The organism is Leuconostoc lactis (assembly GCF_007954625.1).
In the GTDB taxonomy this organism is placed as follows: Bacteria; Bacillota; Bacilli; order Lactobacillales; family Lactobacillaceae; genus Leuconostoc; species Leuconostoc lactis_A.
In genome coordinates, this window is the sequence record NZ_CP042420.1 from 145314 (window position 1) to 164438 (window position 19125).

General features: G+C 43.5%; 19 protein-coding genes and 1 other annotated feature. Of the genes, 1 reads left to right on the plus strand and 18 read right to left on the minus strand.

The features are described 5' to 3' along the window. Positions 1 to 3: 3 nt before the first annotated feature. The 10 genes from yfmH to FGL80_RS09025 form a co-directional block, all read right to left on the minus strand. Complete coding sequence (gene yfmH, locus FGL80_RS00720) at positions 4 to 1275, minus strand: EF-P 5-aminopentanol modification-associated protein YfmH (RefSeq protein ID WP_147001672.1); 1272 nt, start codon at positions 1273 to 1275, stop codon at positions 4 to 6. Continuing rightward, complete coding sequence (yfmF, locus tag FGL80_RS00725) at positions 1272 to 2540, minus strand: EF-P 5-aminopentanol modification-associated protein YfmF (RefSeq protein ID WP_055307549.1); 1269 nt, start codon at positions 2538 to 2540, stop codon at positions 1272 to 1274. Before yfmF ends, yfmH begins: the two co-directional genes overlap by 4 nt. Next, positions 2537 to 3991 carry a cardiolipin synthase gene (gene cls, locus FGL80_RS00730; protein ID WP_147001673.1) on the minus strand — a complete coding sequence of 485 codons (1455 nt, stop codon included), beginning with the start codon at positions 3989 to 3991 and terminating at the stop codon, positions 2537 to 2539. The genes yfmF and cls overlap by 4 nt, the downstream gene beginning before the upstream one ends. A gap of 125 nt (positions 3992 to 4116) precedes the next feature. Next, positions 4117 to 4971: an amino acid ABC transporter substrate-binding protein gene (locus FGL80_RS00735; RefSeq protein WP_147001674.1), complete on the minus strand. Its 855-nt coding sequence runs from the start codon at positions 4969 to 4971 to the stop codon at positions 4117 to 4119. Then, positions 4971 to 5609, minus strand: coding sequence for an amino acid ABC transporter ATP-binding protein (locus FGL80_RS00740; protein ID WP_055307546.1), 639 nt, complete (start codon positions 5607 to 5609; stop codon positions 4971 to 4973). The genes FGL80_RS00735 and FGL80_RS00740 overlap by 1 nt, the downstream gene beginning before the upstream one ends. Positions 5610 to 5612: 3 nt before the next feature. Beyond that, entirely contained in the window at positions 5613 to 6254 is a 642-nt protein-coding gene (locus FGL80_RS00745) for an amino acid ABC transporter permease (RefSeq protein ID WP_147001675.1), read from the minus strand. Between the two features lie 182 nt (positions 6255 to 6436). After that, positions 6437 to 6659, minus strand: a binding site (T-box leader). Positions 6660 to 6702: 43 nt separating this feature from the next. Then, positions 6703 to 7230: a rod shape-determining protein MreD gene (gene mreD, locus FGL80_RS00750; RefSeq protein ID WP_147001676.1), complete on the minus strand. Its 528-nt coding sequence runs from the start codon at positions 7228 to 7230 to the stop codon at positions 6703 to 6705. Continuing rightward, complete coding sequence (mreC, locus tag FGL80_RS00755) at positions 7230 to 8087, minus strand: rod shape-determining protein MreC (protein WP_010001764.1); 858 nt, start codon at positions 8085 to 8087, stop codon at positions 7230 to 7232. Before mreC ends, mreD begins: the two co-directional genes overlap by 1 nt. 74 nt (positions 8088 to 8161) lie before the next feature. Further along, on the minus strand, positions 8162 to 9169 hold the full coding sequence (locus tag FGL80_RS00760) for a rod shape-determining protein (RefSeq protein WP_055307544.1): 1008 nt from the start codon (positions 9167 to 9169) through the stop codon (positions 8162 to 8164). Between the two features lie 101 nt (positions 9170 to 9270). Continuing rightward, positions 9271 to 9444, minus strand: coding sequence for a hypothetical protein (locus FGL80_RS09025; RefSeq protein ID WP_186737157.1), 174 nt, complete (start codon positions 9442 to 9444; stop codon positions 9271 to 9273). A 153-nt stretch (positions 9445 to 9597) separates the two neighbouring features. Between FGL80_RS09025 and FGL80_RS00765 the strand changes: the two genes are divergently transcribed. Then, positions 9598 to 11664, plus strand: a complete 2067-nt coding sequence (locus FGL80_RS00765) for an ATP-dependent Clp protease ATP-binding subunit (protein WP_147001677.1) — start codon at positions 9598 to 9600, stop codon at positions 11662 to 11664. Between the two features lie 33 nt (positions 11665 to 11697). Here the strand turns inward: FGL80_RS00765 and FGL80_RS00770 are convergent, their stop codons facing one another. From FGL80_RS00770 to ftsY, 8 genes are all read right to left on the minus strand, one after another. After that, the gene (locus FGL80_RS00770; RefSeq protein ID WP_147001678.1) at positions 11698 to 12210 is read right to left on the minus strand and encodes a YiiX/YebB-like N1pC/P60 family cysteine hydrolase; all 513 of its coding nucleotides are present in this window, start codon (positions 12208 to 12210) and stop codon (positions 11698 to 11700) included. Positions 12211 to 12235: 25 nt separating this feature from the next. After that, the gene (locus FGL80_RS00775; protein ID WP_147001679.1) at positions 12236 to 13519 is read right to left on the minus strand and encodes an adenylosuccinate synthase; all 1284 of its coding nucleotides are present in this window, start codon (positions 13517 to 13519) and stop codon (positions 12236 to 12238) included. A gap of 286 nt (positions 13520 to 13805) precedes the next feature. Further along, entirely contained in the window at positions 13806 to 14870 is a 1065-nt protein-coding gene (gene hisC / locus FGL80_RS00780; RefSeq protein WP_147001680.1) for a histidinol-phosphate transaminase, read from the minus strand. Between the two features lie 82 nt (positions 14871 to 14952). Continuing rightward, the gene (locus FGL80_RS00785; RefSeq protein WP_147001681.1) at positions 14953 to 15756 is read right to left on the minus strand and encodes a Cof-type HAD-IIB family hydrolase; all 804 of its coding nucleotides are present in this window, start codon (positions 15754 to 15756) and stop codon (positions 14953 to 14955) included. A 40-nt stretch (positions 15757 to 15796) separates the two neighbouring features. Then, a complete protein-coding gene (locus FGL80_RS00790) occupies positions 15797 to 15976 on the minus strand; it encodes a hypothetical protein (protein WP_010000171.1) in 180 nt (59 codons plus the stop codon). After that, a complete protein-coding gene (gene ffh, locus FGL80_RS00795; RefSeq protein ID WP_055307534.1) occupies positions 15976 to 17451 on the minus strand; it encodes a signal recognition particle protein in 1476 nt (491 codons plus the stop codon). Before ffh ends, FGL80_RS00790 begins: the two co-directional genes overlap by 1 nt. 64 nt (positions 17452 to 17515) lie before the next feature. Next, positions 17516 to 17860, minus strand: a complete 345-nt coding sequence (gene ylxM, locus FGL80_RS00800) for a YlxM family DNA-binding protein (protein WP_010000174.1) — start codon at positions 17858 to 17860, stop codon at positions 17516 to 17518. Continuing rightward, positions 17857 to 19125, minus strand: a complete 1269-nt coding sequence (gene ftsY, locus FGL80_RS00805; protein ID WP_147001682.1) for a signal recognition particle-docking protein FtsY — start codon at positions 19123 to 19125, stop codon at positions 17857 to 17859. The genes ylxM and ftsY overlap by 4 nt, the downstream gene beginning before the upstream one ends.

The following is a 19125-nucleotide window of genomic DNA, read 5'->3' on the forward strand; positions in this document are numbered from 1 at the left end:
ATGTTATTTTTTCAGAACAAAACGTTGTAAAGTCGCGTTCTGATATATTTTTTCAGCACTATCTAGTATATCACTATATGTTAAGTCTTGTAAAAGCATCACCTTATCAAATAAGTTTGTCCCAAATAACACATCATCCCCCCGTAAAGCGATACTTTCTAATGCATTTAAACGTTGGATGCCCTCTCCAAGTGTCGCACGGCGTAACGATTCAAACGCCGATTCGCCATGTGCCAAAATGGTTTTATATTGCGCAATTTGTGACTGAATAGCAGTCGTTAGTGCGTCATATTCAGTTGTTTCCGCAAAGAAACTCACAAATTGATACGCATGCATCAAATCAAATGATGTCTCAAACTCCGTATCGATAATACCTTTATTATACAGGTTTTGATACCAGTCTGTCTGCTCTCCAAACAAAATATCCGCCAAGATATCAGCTGCTAGCGTTAATTTGGTTGCCGCTTCACCCGTCACATCAAGTTTTGGTAACCGAATACCTAATGCAATTTTTGGCCGCGATACATCAAACTTTTGAATCGCTTCCTTTTTTGTTGGCTCAGGGATTGCTGGCTCGAATCGACGGACGTTGACTGCTTCAATCGCCTTTGTGGCCTGATTGGCCGTCACCAGTGCCAGCACTTCATCTGGATCAAAATGACCAACCACCTGCAAAGTCATTTGATTGGGTTGATAAAAGGCTCGATGAATTTGGTACAGCAGTTCCGGTGTAATTTGTGCAATGGAGGCTTTTGTCCCCGCAATATCTTCGGCAATTGGCGCACCCGGATACAAGAGTTCCAGCAAGCCCATATAAATGGCCCAGTTGGCATCATCATCATACATCTGAATTTCTTGACCGATAATGCCCTGTTCTTTGGCCACCGTTTGTGCACTAAAGTAAGGTGTTTGCACAAAATCAAGCAAATGCGCAAGGGCTGGCAAAACGTTTTGCGTCGTTGAAAACAGATAACTCGTTTGATACGGGTTCGTAAACGCGTTGGCATCCGCACCTAATTCACCAAACCGCGTAAAGGCATCCCCATCAGCCTTCTCAAAAAGTTTGTGTTCAAGAAAGTGGGCTGTCCCAGCTGGAATTGTAATCGGTGCTTCATCATTGATTTGAAATTGGCGTGCCAATGACCCAAATGGTGTCGTTAATACCGCAAATGTTTTATGATAATTTGGCTTTGGTACCATAACCACAGTTAGCCCGTTAGGTAACTCGGTCGTTAAAACTGTTTCTTTTAATTTTGGATATGTCTTTTCTATCATGCATCCGCCTCTGGCATCAATGTAAATCTTCCTTGTAAAATCACTTGGTCGGCCAATGCACTCACTTGCGCTGGTGTTACCGCTTGAATAGCCGCTACCCACTCCGCTGTGCTGGTCTCACGTTGTGTTAACAATCGAGAAAAGACAAGTTCAATTTCACTATTAGGTGAATCTTGTTGACTTAAATAATCGTTAATTAAGCTCGTTTTAATCGCATCAAAGATTTCGTCACTAAATTCACCCGCTTGAATCGCTTGCAATTCGGCTTGAATCATGCGATCCGTCTGTGCGACCTTATCCGCATCTAAACCTGCTGCCACTGTCATAAAGCCAGTATCATGCTGCCAACGTGAGTAGATACTATAAGCCAACGAGGCTTTTTCCCGAATATTGGTAAACAACTTAGATAACGCTGAACCACCAAATAAAGCGTTGAGCACTAAGGCTGTAAAGCGCTTTGGATCATCTGGTGGCAAACTCAACTGATAAGATAGCGTCAGGATGGCCTGATTAATATCTAATTGTGCTTCCGACAATTCAACGGTAGCTGGTCGTAGGCCTTGACGATAAAATGGCTGTAATACCATTTCACGGCGCGCTTGTAGTGGCCATTTTGCTAATTCAGCCACCACACGCTCAGCGTCAATATCACCGTACACAACAATATTGACTGAATCATTGGCAATCATCTGTTGATACGTCGCCAAAACGTCAGTCGCCGTTAACTGTTCAACATCACGCACTTGACCAGAAGATGGTAACCGCATGGCCGGCGCACTATAGGTCAGTTCTCGCAGTTTCAACATAGCATAGCGGCGCTTATCATCAGGTAGACTTGCTAATTCGTTGATCAAACTTTGACGTTCTTTATCAAACGTCGCTTGATCAAACTGATCCCCCGTCACCAGCGGTTCAAAAATCATATCCCGTAAAAAAGCAAAAGCATCCCCAAGGAGATGTTCTGCATGGTCAATATAAGTGGGCGCAGGCAATTGTAAATGGTAACGCACATGGTGTGTTTGGCCAAAACGCACCACATCTGTTTGAAACTGAGCACCATACAAATCAATCGTTTTTTGCGCAACGGCTTGTTGGTCGGGATACTTTTGCGAACTGACAGCGGTCAAGTAAGACAATAATGCCCGCGCCGAAATGGTATGCGTCAGTAACGGCGCCGCAAAATCGACAGCAATGTGTAGGGTTTTAAATTGTGTTGTTGGGTGAACAACAAGTGTCACACCAGGCTTAAGTTGTATTTTTTTCATAGTATTGGTGAGAAGAGTCGGCTGAACTTTTGAATAAATTTCATCCAATATGACTGATTCTCAAAATCCTCAATTGTCAATTTTTTTGACACTAAAATGTCTTGTTCAAACTGTTCTTCTAACTGTGTTGCAAACTCTGGATCATAGACAAACGCATTGGCTTCAAAATTCAATGAGAATGACCGAATATCCATATTGGCTGACCCAACGGTGCCAATTTCATGATCGATGGTGACTGCCTTACTGTGTAAGAAACCAGCATCATAACGATACACTTCCGCTCCCATGGCAATTAATTCTTGTGCATAATACTGTGTTGCCCGATAAACGAACGGATGATCTGGCATATCCGGAATCATCAAACGCACCCGAACACCTGACATAATCGCGATTTCTAAGGTTTCTAGTACGGCTGAGTCCGGAATGAAATACGGTGTTTGAATCGTAATTTCTGAACGAGCCGAAGCAAACATCCGCATAAAGCCTTGTTTAATTTGCTTTAAATCATTATCTGGCCCACTCGATACAATTTGAACCATCGCACGTCCGGACAATTCCTCAATTTCAGGAAAGTAGCCGGCAGTATCGACAAGTAATTCGTTTTCTTCAGCCGTGGCATTCCAATCCATCAAGAAACGACTTTGCAGTGATAAGACCGCATCACCATGAATCCGCAGATGCGTATCCCGCCAATGCCCAAACTTTTTAGAACGATCAACGTACTGGTCCCCAACGTTTAACCCACCGATGTAACCGATTTTACCATCAATGATAGCAATCTTACGATGATTTCGGAAATTAAATCGCAAGGTCAAAAGCTGGAAGCGACGCATTAAGAATGGCGCTACCACCCCACCTGCTTCACGCAAACGCTTATACATGTCACGATGTTGACCATGCGAACCAAATTGATCAAAAATCACATGCACGTCCACACCTTCGCGCGCTTTTTGCGTCAACAAATCGACTAATTGGTTCCCAATTTTATCATCATCAATCGTAAAGTACTCCAGATGGACATGATGCGTGGCCTGCCGAATGTCTTCAAACAACGCCTTAAATTTATCCGGTCCATTGGTAAAAATTTTAATCTTGTTACCACGCGTTAAGACTGACTCATCTGTGCGTAAAAACAAGTTCGCCAACTCAGTGGCTGAATCTGGAATCGGTAATAATTGCTCAATCGCTTCTAGCTGTCGCCGTTGGTTATCCGCGATTTGATCCAATCCAAGTTGTTCTTGTGTCCGTAAGCGAAATATCCGCTTATCAGAAATGCGACTGCCAACAAAGAAGAAAATGATAAACCCTAACACGGGTAACAGAATCAAGACTAATAACCACGCCCAGATTGATGCAATATCACGTTGTTGACTAAAAACAGTAATAATCGCCCCAAATGTGTTGGCAACTAAAAGAATTAAAAGGATTATCCACAATGAATCTCCTAGCATCTCACACCTCATTATCTCTCTATAATAATAGTACTAGTTTAACATTTTTTACGGTAGTATGACAAAATTGATGCTGTCAATGGCCGCAAAAAAGCCAAAGTGATGTACCACTTTGGCTTTTTAACTTATTTTGAGAACCATTTATTTTCAATTTGCGTTAAGCGCCCATCTTTTTTAAAGGCTGCTAACGTTTGATCGACTGCTTCTCGTAATTGATTATCGGACTTTCGGAAACCGACTGCCGTTTGATCAATTGGGAAATCACCAACAGTCACAGTGTAATCCTTTGGATTTGGTTGGTGGGCAACGTAATAACGCGCATAATCTTCATCAATTAACAGCCCATCAATGCGCCCAGCATTCAAATCATTGAACGCTTTGTCAAAGGTATCATACCCAACCACCTGCTGGTCTTTCACGTATTGCTTAAGGACCTTTGGATACTTGTTAAAGCCTTCATCACCACTAGAAGCCGTTTGGTCGCCCAAGACTTTATCCTTCATATCTGAGAAACGATTAATGTTATTTTTCTTAAGCGTTACCAGTACTTGAGTCGCCTTGTGGTAAGGCTTAGAAAAGGCCACCTGCTTTTCACGTGCTTTGATCACCGTATAGCCATTCCAGATCGCATCGATATTCCCAGTATTCAGCTCGGTTTCTTTCATCGACCAATCAATGGGCTGCCATTTGACTTTAATGCCCATCGTTTTAAAGACTGCCGTCGCCAAATCAACATCAAACCCAACAATGTTCCCCTCTTTATCACGGAAACCCATTGGTACAAATGTATCATCCAACCCAATCGTAATTTGTTTGGCTTTCTTGATACGTGCCCAGTCTGCCGTTTGGGTGGTTTGTTGTTCATTTTGCGCAGTTCGCTTCGCACCACTGCTTAAACTCATCGCCGCCCAAATCACAACACCAACAAAGAGCAGCCCGACTAACGTATTGACAATAATTTTTTTCTTCATACTTACCATCAGCGACTGACCTCCGTTGCAAAATCAAACACGCGATCCGATACCATTTCTGCAAAAGGTTGATCGTGCGTAATAATCAACTGCGTCACACCTTGCGCTTTGAGCGTTTTCACGACTTCCGCAACCTGCTTAGTTGACGCCTCATCTAAACCACTGGTTGGTTCATCATAGGCCAAAATTTTGGGATCCATTGCCAACGCCCGTGCAATCGCAACCCGCTGTTTTTGCCCACCCGATAGTTGGTAGGGATATAACGCTGCCTTATCAGCCATACCAAGCGTGGTTAACAACGCTGTCGCCTTGGCCTTAGCCGCATCACGTGACAGCCGGCTTACGTTAATGGGCGCGAGCATAATATTTTCAATCACGGTGTAGTTTGGAAAAAGATTAAAATCTTGAAAGATCAAACCAACCTTCGCATCCGCACGCGTGCCGTCAATGGCTAGCTGTTCACCGTTGAGGCGTACTTCACCAGCATCGGCCGTTTCCAGACCAGCTAAAATTTTAATCAAGGTTGTTTTACCAATACCTGATGGGCCGACAATACTGAGTACTTCACCATCTGCTACCGATAAATCCAACGCTTTAAAAATTGTATTTGTGGTATATGTTTTCGTTAACTGTTTAATTTCTAACATCGCTTATCTCCAACTATTCAATCGCGTTTCACTACGGCGTAAGAGGACTGTCACAACGGCCGTCATCAGCAAATAAATCAGCCCAACCAACAAATAAGGCACCAACGTCACATCACGGCTAGCCGCAATGTTTCCTGCTCGTAACAAGTCACCCAAACCGATGACATAAACTAATGACGTATCTTTAACCAAATTAATCACTTCATTACCAAATGATGGCACGATAATTTTAATCACTTGTGGCAAGATAATCTTGAAAAATGTTTGGACGCGCGTAAAGCCTAATACTTTCGCAGCGTCATATTGGCCACGCGGAATTGCTTGCAACCCACCACGGAAAATTTCGGCGAGATAAGCTGCATAGTTGACGATAAAGGCAATCGCAGCAGCTTCAAAACGGGGAAAAGTAATGCCCATCATCCCCAAACCATAATAGACGAAAATCAGTTGCAACAGGAGCGGTGTCCCCCGCATCACCCAGATATAACCATTAATCAACCAGCGAATGGTAAAATAAGGTGATTTCATCCCCAATGCCACAATAATACCTAATGGCACCGACCCAATAATGGTAATAAAGAAAACCCCTAACGTCATTTTCAACCCTGACATTAAACTGGGCAAAATTTCTAACAAATAATTCATCCTACTCTCCTTTGCGCGATATTGATTAACTTTAAGCGATTAAAAAAGTCCCCTTGCAAAATAACTTGCAAGAGGACGCGTCAGCGTGGTGCCACCTCAGATTCTAATTTTGTTCACACAAAATTACTCCGTCAGTCTTTTGGTTTAATGGTTGCAAAAACGCCCTCTGAATACAGGTGTATTCAGAGGGCGTTTTCCGCGGTGCCACCTCTTATCGCAAAACCATCACTGGTAGTTGCCTCAATAAGTCAAAAGACTGTTTGCGATAACGGGCAAAACCGATATGACCTACTCGATTCAATCATACACTCACAGATGTGTTTCAACTAACACCACTGTTTGCTCACACTACCCGCAAACTCCCTTAAAGTGATGCTAATCTACTCTTCCGCTCAACGTTTTTTAATATAAAGCTTAGTATAATCTATTTTTTTATTTTGTCAAGCACTTATCTCAAAAACTGGAATAAGGACCAGACTGGATAATAACCTAATGCCGCAATCGTCAGATTCAAGGCTACCGTTGGCAATACTTCATAAAGGAAAAACGATACCAAACTCACATTAGCAATCCCAATAATAAAACCAGCCATATAGGTGATGAGCAAATAAGTCACCAACCCAATCAATAGTAACGTCATCCCACTCAACAAACGTTCATCCAAATAGGCATGTAGTTGTTTCATGGCCCCAACAGCCCCTAAAAAGGCTACCGTGTAAGTCCCAAAGATGCCCGTATAATACATATCAAAGAGCACCCCAATAATAATGGTATATAGCCAAATTGGCACTTCATTTTCCGCATCAAATTGAATGGCATAAAACAACCAAATCAACGTTAGTACTGGTAACACATGCCATGGAAAAGCGGTAAAAATACCACCCATGGCAGCCATTAAATCACCATCTACAAATAGGAAAAAGAGCAATAAGACTGGGAAAACTACCCGCAAACGTGTTAATTGCCAAAAAGCCATTATTGCGCTCCAATCTCTGATACGGCCACCACTACTGTGGTGATATTACCTAAATCAGCCGCCGGTTCAATATAAATGCGCTTTGACAAACCGTAGTCATCCTTGGTAACTTTCGCTACTTTACCAACGTACAAACCAGATGGGATCACACCACCCAAGCCAGATGTTTCCACTAGGTCACCAGCTTTAATTTCATTATCCGACGTGACTTGTCCCATGATTAATTGGTTCGTTTCGCGATCAAAGTCTGTCACAATCCCATTGACATCCCCTTTATTACCTTTAATAGTAATGGCAAAACGGTTGGCATCTTCCCCAGTATCAGAAATCAGTGCCACTTTGGCATTCGTTGTATTGACTTCACTAATACGGCCAATAATACCGGAACCAGCCAAAACGGGCATACCCTTTTTCAAGCCAGATTTACTACCCTTGTTAATTACTAATTGTGATTGCCAAGTGGTTGGTGACCGACTAATAGTCACGGCAGTAACCGTTTTGAAATCCGTTAAGGTCGCTTCCAACTTTAACTGTTTTTTCAGCTCGCGGTTTTCTTCCTCAACAGTTTGCAAGCGCACTTTATCTTGTGCAAATTCATCAATTTTAGCCTTTAAAGCGCGATTTTCTTCAAATGTATCCAATAGATTCCCAATACTATTAGCCGTCCGACCAATTGCTGTTGTCGGTACCGCAATCACGCGACTTACACCACCCGCTAAATCATTGCTAAAACGTTGAATAAATGGCGGTGTATTGGTACGCTTCGCCCACCAGTTTGATCCGGCAATTAAGCCAACAATGACAATAAAAGCAATAATAATTGTTACAACTGCGCGAGATGAAAAAATTTTACGCATTTTGTTGTCCCCTTGTTTAAAAAATAAAAGCGCAGCGCAAGCGCTACGCTAGTGTACAATATGCCAACAACTGATTATCCTTGTCGCATCACATCAATTGACTTTAACGCCTCACCAGTGCCAATGGCCACTGCATCGAGTGGTTCATTAGCAATTAAGACTGGCACTTTGGTTGCTTCTTGAATAATCTTATCAAAATCACGTAAGAAAGCACCACCACCCGTTAAGACCATCCCGTGGTCAATGACATCGGCGGCGATTTCTGGTTGTGTTGATTCTAACGTTTCACGAATGGCAACGACAATTTCTTGCACAGGTTCTTGAATGGCCAATGCCACATCTTCCGCTGTCACATCAATTGTCTTAGGCAAACCTGTCAACAAATCGCGACCACGGACTGAAGCATTTGGCAATGTGCGTGCTAATTCAAGCGACGCTGCCCCAATTTCAATCTTTAAACGTTCCGCAGTTGGTTCACCAATGGTCACGTTGTACTTATTACGTACAAAATTGGCAATGGCTTCATCTAACTTGTCGCCGGCGATACGAATTGAACGGCTTGAAACAATACCACCAAGTGAAATCGTGGCCACGTCCGTTGTGCCACCACCCATATCCACAACCATTGAACCAGTTGGATCCATGACGGGCAAACCAGCCCCGACAGCAGCGGCAAATGGTTCTTCAATGACATACGCATCACGCGCACCAGCCACACGTGCGGCATCAATCACCGCACGACGTTCAACAGCTGTCACACCTGCAGGCACCCCAATTGTGACGTATGGCTTACCAATACGACCACCCAATGCCTTTTGCAAATAATAACGAATCATGGCAACCGTTGTATCGTAATCAGCAATCACACCATCACGCATTGGTCGAATAGCAGCAATACTTGCCGGTGTCCGGCCAAGCATATCCTTGGCTTCTGATCCGACTGCAACGACTTCATTCGTTTGTGTGTTACGTGCGACCACAGACGGCTCACGCAAAACAATGCCGCGTCCTTCAATATATACATATGTATTGGCTGTACCAAGATCGATACCAACGTTTCGTTGTCCAAATGAAAATGCCACTATGCTGCCCCTCTTTTGTACCTGTTATTGTGAAAAATACGCATGACTTAAATTATGCTTAACTTATAGTATTGTAGCATAAAAAACAATGATGTTGCCGATTAATTTGCGCGGACATATTTAATATGCCCACCTTTACCCGCAATGCCGCGAATGCGATTTTGGGATGGGAAGTCACGCCAAACTTGTTGAAATGCCGGAAAAGTTTCTGGCGTAATGTCAATTTCATCAATTTTACCGTCACGTAAATCATTTAATAATGTTTCATAATCCATAATTTCACCTCTAGTCCATTATACAACAAATTCATTTTAGCACTCGTTAAATAAGAGTGCTAAATTTAATTGTCATTTAATCTTAACCTGGTATACTATAGGTAAGCTATAGAAAGGAAAGTATCGTGCATTTTAGCGGTACACTTAATAATTATGGCATCACAAGACCCATTCGGATTTGGAAATATTAATTTTGATGATATGATGCGCGCCATGAATGAGCAAATGCAGGCCGCACAAAATGGTCAACAAGCCAACTTTGGCACTCAACAAAAAAATAAAAAAGATAAACAAAATAATCGCTCAACACTACTCGACGAATTTGGAATTAATTTAACACAACAAGCCCGTGACGGTAAGTTAGATCCGGTTATCGGTCGTGATAGCGAAATTTCCCGCACCATCGAGATATTAAATCGTCGTACCAAGAATAATCCTGTGCTTATCGGGGAACCAGGTGTTGGTAAAACAGCTGTTGTTGAAGGACTCGCACAAGCAATTGTTCACAATAAAGTCCCTGAAAAATTGCAATCAAAAGAGATTATCCGACTTGACATGTCTGCGCTTGTGCAAGGTACGGCAATGCGTGGTCAGTTTGAAGCCCGTATGCGGCAACTGATGCAAGAAGTCGCCGACAATGACGATATCATTTTGTTTATTGACGAAGTGCATGAAATCATGGGTGCCGGTAATGCCGAAGGTGGCATGGATGCTGGTAACATCCTAAAACCTGCTTTGGCGCGTGGTGAATTCCAATTGATTGGCGCCACGACTTTAAACGAATACCGTAAAATTGAAAAAGATGGCGCGATTGCTCGTCGGTTCCAACCTGTACAGGTAAACGAACCTTCAATGGCTGCCACAATTAAGATTTTAGAAGGGATTCAGCAACGTTACGAAGATTACCACCATGTTGTTTACACAGATGAAGCGATTGCTGCCGCGGTATCATTATCCGACCGTTACTTGCCAGAACGCTTCTTGCCAGACAAAGCGATTGATTTAATTGATGAAGCCGGTTCACGGAAGAACTTGTCTATGAAAATTGCTGATCCTAAAGCGATTCAGGCCAAAATCGACTCAGCCGACAAGCTCAAACAAGCAGCGATCGATCAAGAAAACTTTGAGAAAGCCAGCTATTGGCGTGATCAAGTCAACCAACTCGAATCGCAAAAAGCACAAGTTGAAGCCCATCCAGAAATGTTTAAGCCACAACCTGTCACTGAACAAGATATCCTAACAATCATCGAAGATAAAACGGACATTCCAGTTGGTGACTTGAAAGATAACGAAGCAAACCAACTTCGCGAGTTAGATGCGCACTTGTCAGCCCATGTGATTGGTCAAGATGCGGCCGTACAAACTGTGGCGAAAGCCATTCGTCGTAATCGTATTGGTTTGACCAAGTCCGGTCGCCCAATTGGCTCATTCCTCTTTGTCGGTCCAACCGGCGTTGGTAAAACTGAATTAGCCAAGCAATTGGCCAAAGAAATGTTTGGCAGCAAAGACGCTTTGATTCGCTTTGATATGTCAGAGTATATGGAAAAGCATGCGGTATCGAAAATGATCGGTGCCCCTGCTGGTTATGTAGGCTATGAAGAAGCTGGCCAACTGACAGAGCAAGTCCGTCGCCGTCCTTATTCCCTCGTCCTCATTGACGAAGTGGAAAAGGCGCATCCAGATGTGATGAATATGTTCTTACAAATTTTGGATGATGGTCGCTTGACCGATGCCCAAGGCCATGTCGTTAGCTTTAAAGATACAGTGATTATCATGACGTCAAACGCTGGTTCCACAGATACCGGTAACACGCCAATGGGCTTCAATCAAATTGATGCCCAAAGCAAGTTACTCCAACGTTTGGAAAATTATTTCCGTCCTGAATTCTTAAATCGTTTTGATGATATTGTGGAATTCGATCAATTGACGCAAGACCATCTCCTCACAATCGTTGACTTACTGTTAGCCGATATGAACGCTAATTTGGCAGATAATCAACTCCACGTCACGGTAAGCGACGCTGCAAAGCAACAACTCGCCAAGCTGGGTTATAACCCAGCTCTAGGCGCACGGCCACTACGTCGTGTCATTCAAGATCAAATCGCCGATCAACTGGCTGATTATTATCTATTACATCCTGAAAGTACCAATTTGTACGCTGATTTGGATGCTGAAACAAATCAAATTATTATTTCCGAAGAAGCCTACGTTAAGGCATAAGAAAAGCACGTTCTCGTTTGAGAACGTGCTTTTTTATAAGCTGCCAAGAAAGGTCAATTGTGACGATTTGGCCATCGCCTCTGGATTAGAACCAGGTAGGCCAACCGGTACCGCCACACCTAATTGGTCATAATAAGCTCGCCAATAGGCCGAAATATCATGGGTAGCATCGTGAAAACGTAACGGCTGCGGTTCGAACGGTAACAGGTCACCAAAGGCAACTTCAACCAATTCAGAACAATACAGTCCCGCACCATCTGGATAGAAAGTAGCGTTATACGGTTGCCCAAGATACGTTTTCGCACGGGCAATGACCGTCGTGACATCATCAACCTGTGGGCGATAAACATCCGGCCGACCAAATTCCGCTTGGAATTGCGCCAAATCCTGCATGGCCACACCATAGCGCGGACTCGCATGGATGACAGTCTGGTCATCCACAGCAATGCCAACATGCACATAAGTTCCCGTCGATGCAGCAATGGCTTCATCCATGGGTTCATGTTGATTTTTGATAAACAGTAAATCCCCAGCTTGTAATGCCATGCTTATCCCTCTGCTATTTGCGCTGTTATTGCCAAACAGGACTCATCAAATGTGTTTCTTCTGGCTTTGGTCCAACTGCAAAGCTCAACAGTTCAACTGACAGTAATTCAGAAATACGCTTTAAGTAACGTTGAGCGTTTTCTGGCAATTCATCAAATGATTGCACACCTGTAATATCTTCGTCCCAGCCAGGCAATGTTTCATAATTCACATCAAGCCCTTCAAACCATGTATCAGATGCTGGGAAATGATGAATTTCTTCACCCTTATACGTGTAAGATGTCGCAATCTTCAATTCTTTCAAACCAGACAAAACGTCAAGTGAATTGATCGCCAACTTTGTCAAACCAGACACTTGAACAGCGTGACGCAAAGCGACGGCATCTAACCAACCAATACGACGTGGACGCTTTGTGACCACACCATATTCATGACCAACTTCACGAATATGATCGGCAATATCATCGTGTAATTCTGTTGGGAATGGGCCTTCACCAACACGTGACGTGTAGGCCTTAATAACACCAACCACATCTTGGATTTGGTTAGGACCAACACCGGCCCCGTTCATTACCCCACCGGCTGTTGGGTTTGAACTTGTCACATAAGGATATGTGCCATGATCCACATCAAGCATGATACCTTGCGCACCTTCAAAGACAACACGCTTGTTGTTATCCATAAGTTGCCCCAATAGATAAGAAGTATCTGTGACATAAGGTGCCAATTGACGACCATATTCAACATAAGTTGAATAAATCGTGTCATAATCAAGTGTTTCTTCGCCATATAACTTTGTCAATTGCGCATTTTTGAATGGCAAATATTCTTTCAAAAGCTTAGCAAAGACTTCGGGATCAACCAAGTCAGCCATGCGGATGCCGACACGTGAAATTTTATCCGTGTAAGCTGGTCCGATACCCTTCTTTGTTGTTCCGATACGGTTATTTGATGATGATTCTGCTGCTTTATCAAGCGCAATATGATAAGGCATGATGACATGTGCGCGATTTGAAATACGCAAATTATCAACTGAAATACCCTTTGATTGCACTTCGGCAATTTCAGCCAACAAGGCTTCGGGATTGACCACCACACCATTACCAATAACTGCTAGTTGTCCCTCAGTTAAGATACCTGAAGGCAATGCTGACAATTCAAACTTGGTGTCACCATGCCAGATTGTGTGACCCGCGTTATTGCCACCTTGATAGCGGACAACGGCATCTGCGTCTTCCGCAAAAAAGTCAACAATCTTTCCCTTACCTTCATCGCCCCATTGCGAACCGACAACAATTACACCAGACATATATTTTTCTCCTAGAACACCAACAGCTGCTTTCAGACGGGATAGGTTTGTCGGAGAAAACCATGTGATTCAAAATCGACAGAGTTTGTTTGCACCTATCCGTGAGTGTCCCTCTGCGGATGTCCATTTTATTTTTTAGTAAAACACGAACATTATGTATTACAACGCCTTTTACTAAACCATTTTACCATACAAACCTTCATAACGATAGTGTTAATTTCACAAAATAAATTCGTCATATGCGCTATCGGCAATCATAACGCTTACAACAAGGTCTGAATATTTTTTAAAGTTGTACTAAGATGTCGCGCATCCCCGCATTATCTGCTGGTGTGCCCAAGGCAATCCGCAGCCAAGTATCGCTTAAACGATCATTGACTTGATAGCCGTGGGATAGCAGTTGTTCACCAACGCGTTTGGTGTCTCCGACTTGAAGCCAAATAAAATTTGTTTGCGACGCGTAAAATTTAAACCCATTATCACGCAAGAAATCTTGGAATATCGTGCGTTCATGTTGGACCTTTTTAACGACGTCCTGTAAATAGGATTGGTCGTCTAAGGCTGCCGCCCCACCGACAATTTGATACGTATTGAGGTTGTAAGGCAGCCGTACTGCTTGCATAACGGGATAAAGTGGTGCGGTCATGATGCCATAGCCTACGCGCAAATTAGCGACACCATAGGCCTTAGACAGCGTCCTGAGAACCACCAAATTAGGATAACGGCTGACATCACCAGCTAAAGTAGCGTCAGGCGCATCCACGAAGTCATAATACGCTTCATCCACCACCAAAACGACCGATTCAGGCAACTGTTCCAAAAAGGCCAAAATATCAGCACGTGTTTCAAAAACACCAGTCGGGTTGTTTGGGTTCGCCAACCAAACCATTTCGGTACGGTCGTCGACTGCCGCCAACATCCCTGCAAAATCAACATGACCAGTTTCGTCATCAACTGGGACTTGCTTAGTCGTTGCTTGCTCGATTTGTGCATGTAGCGCATATTCCCCAAAAGTGGGTGACGGCACAACCATATTACCACCAGGGGTTAATACCGTACGCGTTAGTAATTGAATCAGTTCATCAGCACCAACGCCAAAGACCAAATTTTCAGGATCAATATTTTCTAAAGCCGCGACTTTTTCACGTAAAAGTGTGGCCTGCCCGTCAGGATAAAAACCTAGCACATCATCTGGGATAGCACGAATGGCCTCACCAACTTTTGGTGATGGGCCATAAGGCGATTCATTGGCCGATAAGCGCGCCAAATGGTCGAGTTGATACTTTTCTTTCACGATATCAGCTGGTAGTTCCGCCTGATAAGCCGTTAAGTTTTTGATTGCTTCTTTCAATATCCTTGCCTCTTTCTCATCTAAAACTAATTAATTTTATTTATCATACCATTTTGACAATAAAAAAACACGCCGTAGCGTGTTAAATTTTTTCAAGAATTGTTTTTAAAACACCGTCATGATTATTGTCCGCGACACTTAACGCAAAGCCGCGATTCAAGATTTCTGGATCAGAATTTGTCATTGCCACTGGGTGACCAACATATTCTAACATTTCCAAATCATTGAGACCGTCACCAAAAGCCATGATATCAGCAGGCGCGATGCTTAACTTATCGGCCATAAATGACAACGCTGTTGCCTTGTTCACTTCTGGGTTGACAATATCAATAGCGCCATAACCAGACGTTGTCACATGGACTTTGCTGCCCAAAACAGTCTTCACATCCTGCATAAATTCATTTGCCGCATGTGGCAGAACCAATGAAATCTTTAAAATTGGTTCATTAATTTCGCTCACATCATCAATGATTTGCAAATTTTCAAAATAAGCGTGTGCTAACTTGAGGTACTTCTCACTTGGTCGTTTGATAATCATAAAGGATTGATTAGCTGCGACAAAAGCCACACCAAGTTCTAATTGATCAGTATATTTGTCAGTCAATTGCGCAACGGTCGCTAATGCTGAGTGTGGTACGTCCCATACGTGGGCCAACTCACCATTGATGATGACTTCTGCACCATTGTTGGCAATTAATTGATATTGTCCAGCAAAGTGCTTAAAGTAATCATGCACTTTTTGGACATGATTACCTGTTGCCACAACAAATTGAATATCTTGGGCATGTAACTTATCCAGCACTTCCTGGAACAATGCTTCATTAAACGTTTTATCATCTCTTAGAAACGTTGCATCAAGATCTGATGCAATTAATTTGACTGACATATTTCCCCTTTACTGTCTATTCTTTTTTAACAATAATCCCCTAGCGTTGTAGCCACCAAGTTAAAAAACGGATCAGAGCAAAAACTAAAATGGCAGGTATTAACGCACCAATAATCGCCAAAGCGATTGCTGGTAGTGTGCTATGTTGCATGTTGAGTAAATTTGACCCCAACATCACGACAAAGATAAACGTGGGTAATACCCGTTCTAACTTGGCCATTACTTTCTACCACGCTTCTTTTTGGCCTTTTGCAAGCGACGCGCAGCTTGCTTCATCGCAAAGTTTTGTACCTTTTGACCGAAGTTACCCGTTGGCATGCCACCGCCCATGCCGCCCATAAGAGACGACATATCCATACCGGCACCACCCAGCATCTTATCAATGCCGCCAAAGTTGCCATTCGTTGCTTGATTCATCATCTTGCGCATTTGATCAAATTGCTTAATCATGCGGTTCACTTCAACAATTGGACGACCAGCACCGGCAGCTAAACGGCGCCGACGTGATGGATTGATGAGATCTGGGTTTTCACGTTCGGCTGGTGTCATTGAGTTCACGATGGCTTCCAAATGTGCAAATTGCTTAGCATCAATATTGAGGTTAGCCAAAGCAGGGTTATTGGCCATACCTGGAATCATTTTTAACAAATCTTCCATTGGGCCCATCTTTTGCACTTGCTTCAATTGTGACACAAAATCATTGAAGTCAAATGTGTTTTGACGCATCTTTTCAAGCTGTTTAGCCTGTTCTTCTTCGTCAAAATCACGTTGGGCCTTTTCAATCAATGTGAGGACATCACCCATCCCCAAGATTCGTGACGCCATGCGATCAGGATAAAAGACATCCAAATCCGTTGGCTTTTCCCCTTGTCCGACAAACTTAATTGGCTTACCAGTCACATCACGAATTGACAACGCGGCCCCACCACGGGTATCGCCATCAAGCTTTGTAAGCACAACCCCAGTTAAGTCAAGGGCTTCAGCAAAACCCTTTGCCGTTTCGGCAGCGTTTTGTCCCGTCATAGCATCAACTGTCAACAAGATTTCATCTGGTTGGGCAATCTCAGCCACATCTTTTAATTCTTGCATCAAGACTTCGTCAATTTGCAAACGACCGGCCGTATCAATAAAGACATAGTCGTTCTTATTTTCCGCAGCCTTTGCAAGTCCTTGGCGCACGATTTCACGTGGGTCAACGTCAGTACCTAGTTGGAAAACTGGGATATCCAAATCACGACCCAAAATTTCTAACTGATCAATGGCAGCAGGCCGATAAACATCGGCTGCAATCAACAAAGGACGTGCCTTTTCTTCAGTTTTTAATTTGTAAGCCAATTTGGCAACTGTCGTCGTCTTACCTGCACCTTGCAAACCAGCCATCATAATGATTGTTGGAATTTTTGGTGACTTGTTCAACGGTACGGCTTCTTCACCCATAGTTGCCGTCAATTCATCATTCACGATTTTGACAACTTGCTGCGCTGGGTTCAAACCTTCTAAAATATCGGCGCCGCTGGCCTTTTCACGGACATTGGCCACAAACTTTTTCACCGTGTCATAATTGACGTCGGCTTCCAGCAAGGCCAAACGAATTTCGCGCATCGTTGCGCGTAAGTCTTCTTCACTAACACGACCACGGCCGGTCAGGTTTTTCATTGCCTTGGATAGGCGTTCAGTTAAATTTTCAAATGCCATAATCTTTGTATAGTACCATACTGTTGCCAGCGGTACTATATCTCCCCTTTTTAGCGTCTTGGCACTAGTCTTCTATTTCATGCGCCATTAATTGTGACACCAGCTGCTTTAACTGGTCATCTTTATTATAATACAAGCTAATATAATCTTGCACTTGCTGCTCAATGGCCGCGCGCGCCTCAAAGTCTGCTTGTAAATGCAAGACTTGTTCGTATTTGACTAATTGATCAATGCCACGCTTAATATTGTCCGACACAGCTTGTCGACTGACATGCTCTGCTTCCGCAATTTCAACAATGGAATAATCATCTTCAAAATAATAACGCAAATAATCCTGCTGTTTGAGCGTCAATAAGCCACCATAAAAGCCAAATAACCGCGTAATCTGATTTTTCTCTGCGAAATTCATGCGATTAAGTCCTTAAAGAGACCATAAATGAATTCTTCTGGTTTGAATTCACGCAAATCTTGCGCTTTTTCACCAAAACCAATCCATTTCACAGGCAATTGCATCTCGTTACGAATGGCAAACACAATCCCACCTTTGGCCGTCCCGTCCATCTTAGTTAACACAATGCCTGTGACATCCGATGAATCCTTAAAGAGTTTGGCTTGCTGCAACGCATTTTGACCCGTCGTCGCATCCAAAACAAGCAAGACTTCATGTGGTGCATCTGGAATTTCGCGTTGAATAATGCGCTTCATCTTTTCCAACTCTTGCATCAAGTTCACGTTGTTTTGCAAACGACCCGCCGTATCCACAAACAAAATATCATAATGTTCATCACGCGCCTTAGCAACGGCTTCGTACACAACCGATGCAGGATCTGCCTTTTCTTTACCAGCAACCACTGGGACATGGGCGCGTTCGCCCCATTCTTGTAGCTGCTTGGTGGCGCCAGCACGGAAAGTATCAGCGGCTGCCAGTAACACGGACTTGCCTTGTTGTTGATACTTTGTGGCTAACTTCCCAATCGTGGTTGTTTTACCCACACCATTGACACCGACGAACAAGATAACAGTGGTGCCATTGGCGTTAAAATGCATTGTCGCATCTTCATTGACGCCATCAGCTTCATACATGTCAACCATTTTTTTAATGATGACTTGTTTCACATCTTCTGGTCGCTTGGCATTGGCAAGCTTGACTTCTTCACGCAATTCATCTGAAATCTTGATGGCCATGTCAAAACCAACATCAGCGCCAACCAACGTTTCTTCAAGTTCTTCAAAAAAGTTTTCATCTACCGAACGGAAATTAGCCAAAAATTGGTTGAACTTGGCGGCGAAACCGGTCCGTGTCTTGGTCAAACCTTGTGTATAGATTTCCTGTTCGGTCACAACTTCGGCTTCGGCTTCGGCTTCGGCTTCGGCTTCGGCTTCGGCTTCGGCTTCGGCTTCGGCTTCGGCTTCGGCTTCGGCTTCGGCTTCGGCTTCGGCTTCGGCTTCGGCTTCGGCTTCGGCTTCGGCTTCGGCTTCGGCTTCGGCTTCGGCTTCGGCTAATGGTGACACAGTCTCGTTTGATGTGTCAACCGTTGTTGTCACCGTTTCAATTTCTGATGTCTTGGCATCAGTTGTTACCGCCGCATCATCCGTCGTGCTGGTCGTCGTTTCTTCAGTTGGTGCTTCGTGATTGGCCGCAGTTTTCTTACGGAAAATATCAAATAATCCCAT

Coding starts and splice junctions, on each gene's coding strand:
- yfmH (WP_147001672.1), bottom strand. CDS start 1,275: ATGATAGAAAAGACATATCCAAAATTAAAAGAAACAGTTTTAACGACC.
- yfmF (WP_055307549.1), bottom strand. CDS start 2,540: ATGAAAAAAATACAACTTAAGCCTGGTGTGACACTTGTTGTTCACCCA.
- cls (WP_147001673.1), bottom strand. CDS start 3,991: ATGCTAGGAGATTCATTGTGGATAATCCTTTTAATTCTTTTAGTTGCC.
- FGL80_RS00735 (WP_147001674.1), bottom strand. CDS start 4,971: ATGGTAAGTATGAAGAAAAAAATTATTGTCAATACGTTAGTCGGGCTG.
- FGL80_RS00740 (WP_055307546.1), bottom strand. CDS start 5,609: ATGTTAGAAATTAAACAGTTAACGAAAACATATACCACAAATACAATT.
- FGL80_RS00745 (WP_147001675.1), bottom strand. CDS start 6,254: ATGAATTATTTGTTAGAAATTTTGCCCAGTTTAATGTCAGGGTTGAAA.
- mreD (WP_147001676.1), bottom strand. CDS start 7,230: ATGGCTTTTTGGCAATTAACACGTTTGCGGGTAGTTTTCCCAGTCTTA.
- mreC (WP_010001764.1), bottom strand. CDS start 8,087: ATGCGTAAAATTTTTTCATCTCGCGCAGTTGTAACAATTATTATTGCT.
- FGL80_RS09025 (WP_186737157.1), bottom strand. CDS start 9,444: ATGGATTATGAAACATTATTAAATGATTTACGTGACGGTAAAATTGAT.
- FGL80_RS00765 (WP_147001677.1), top strand. CDS start 9,598: ATGGCATCACAAGACCCATTCGGATTTGGAAATATTAATTTTGATGAT.
- FGL80_RS00770 (WP_147001678.1), bottom strand. CDS start 12,210: ATGGCATTACAAGCTGGGGATTTACTGTTTATCAAAAATCAACATGAA.
- FGL80_RS00775 (WP_147001679.1), bottom strand. CDS start 13,519: ATGTCTGGTGTAATTGTTGTCGGTTCGCAATGGGGCGATGAAGGTAAG.
- FGL80_RS00785 (WP_147001681.1), bottom strand. CDS start 15,756: ATGTCAGTCAAATTAATTGCATCAGATCTTGATGCAACGTTTCTAAGA.
- FGL80_RS00790 (WP_010000171.1), bottom strand. CDS start 15,976: ATGGCCAAGTTAGAACGGGTATTACCCACGTTTATCTTTGTCGTGATG.
- ffh (WP_055307534.1), bottom strand. CDS start 17,451: ATGGCATTTGAAAATTTAACTGAACGCCTATCCAAGGCAATGAAAAAC.
- ylxM (WP_010000174.1), bottom strand. CDS start 17,860: ATGAATTTCGCAGAGAAAAATCAGATTACGCGGTTATTTGGCTTTTAT.
- ftsY (WP_147001682.1), bottom strand. CDS start 19,125: ATGGGATTATTTGATATTTTCCGTAAGAAAACTGCGGCCAATCACGAA.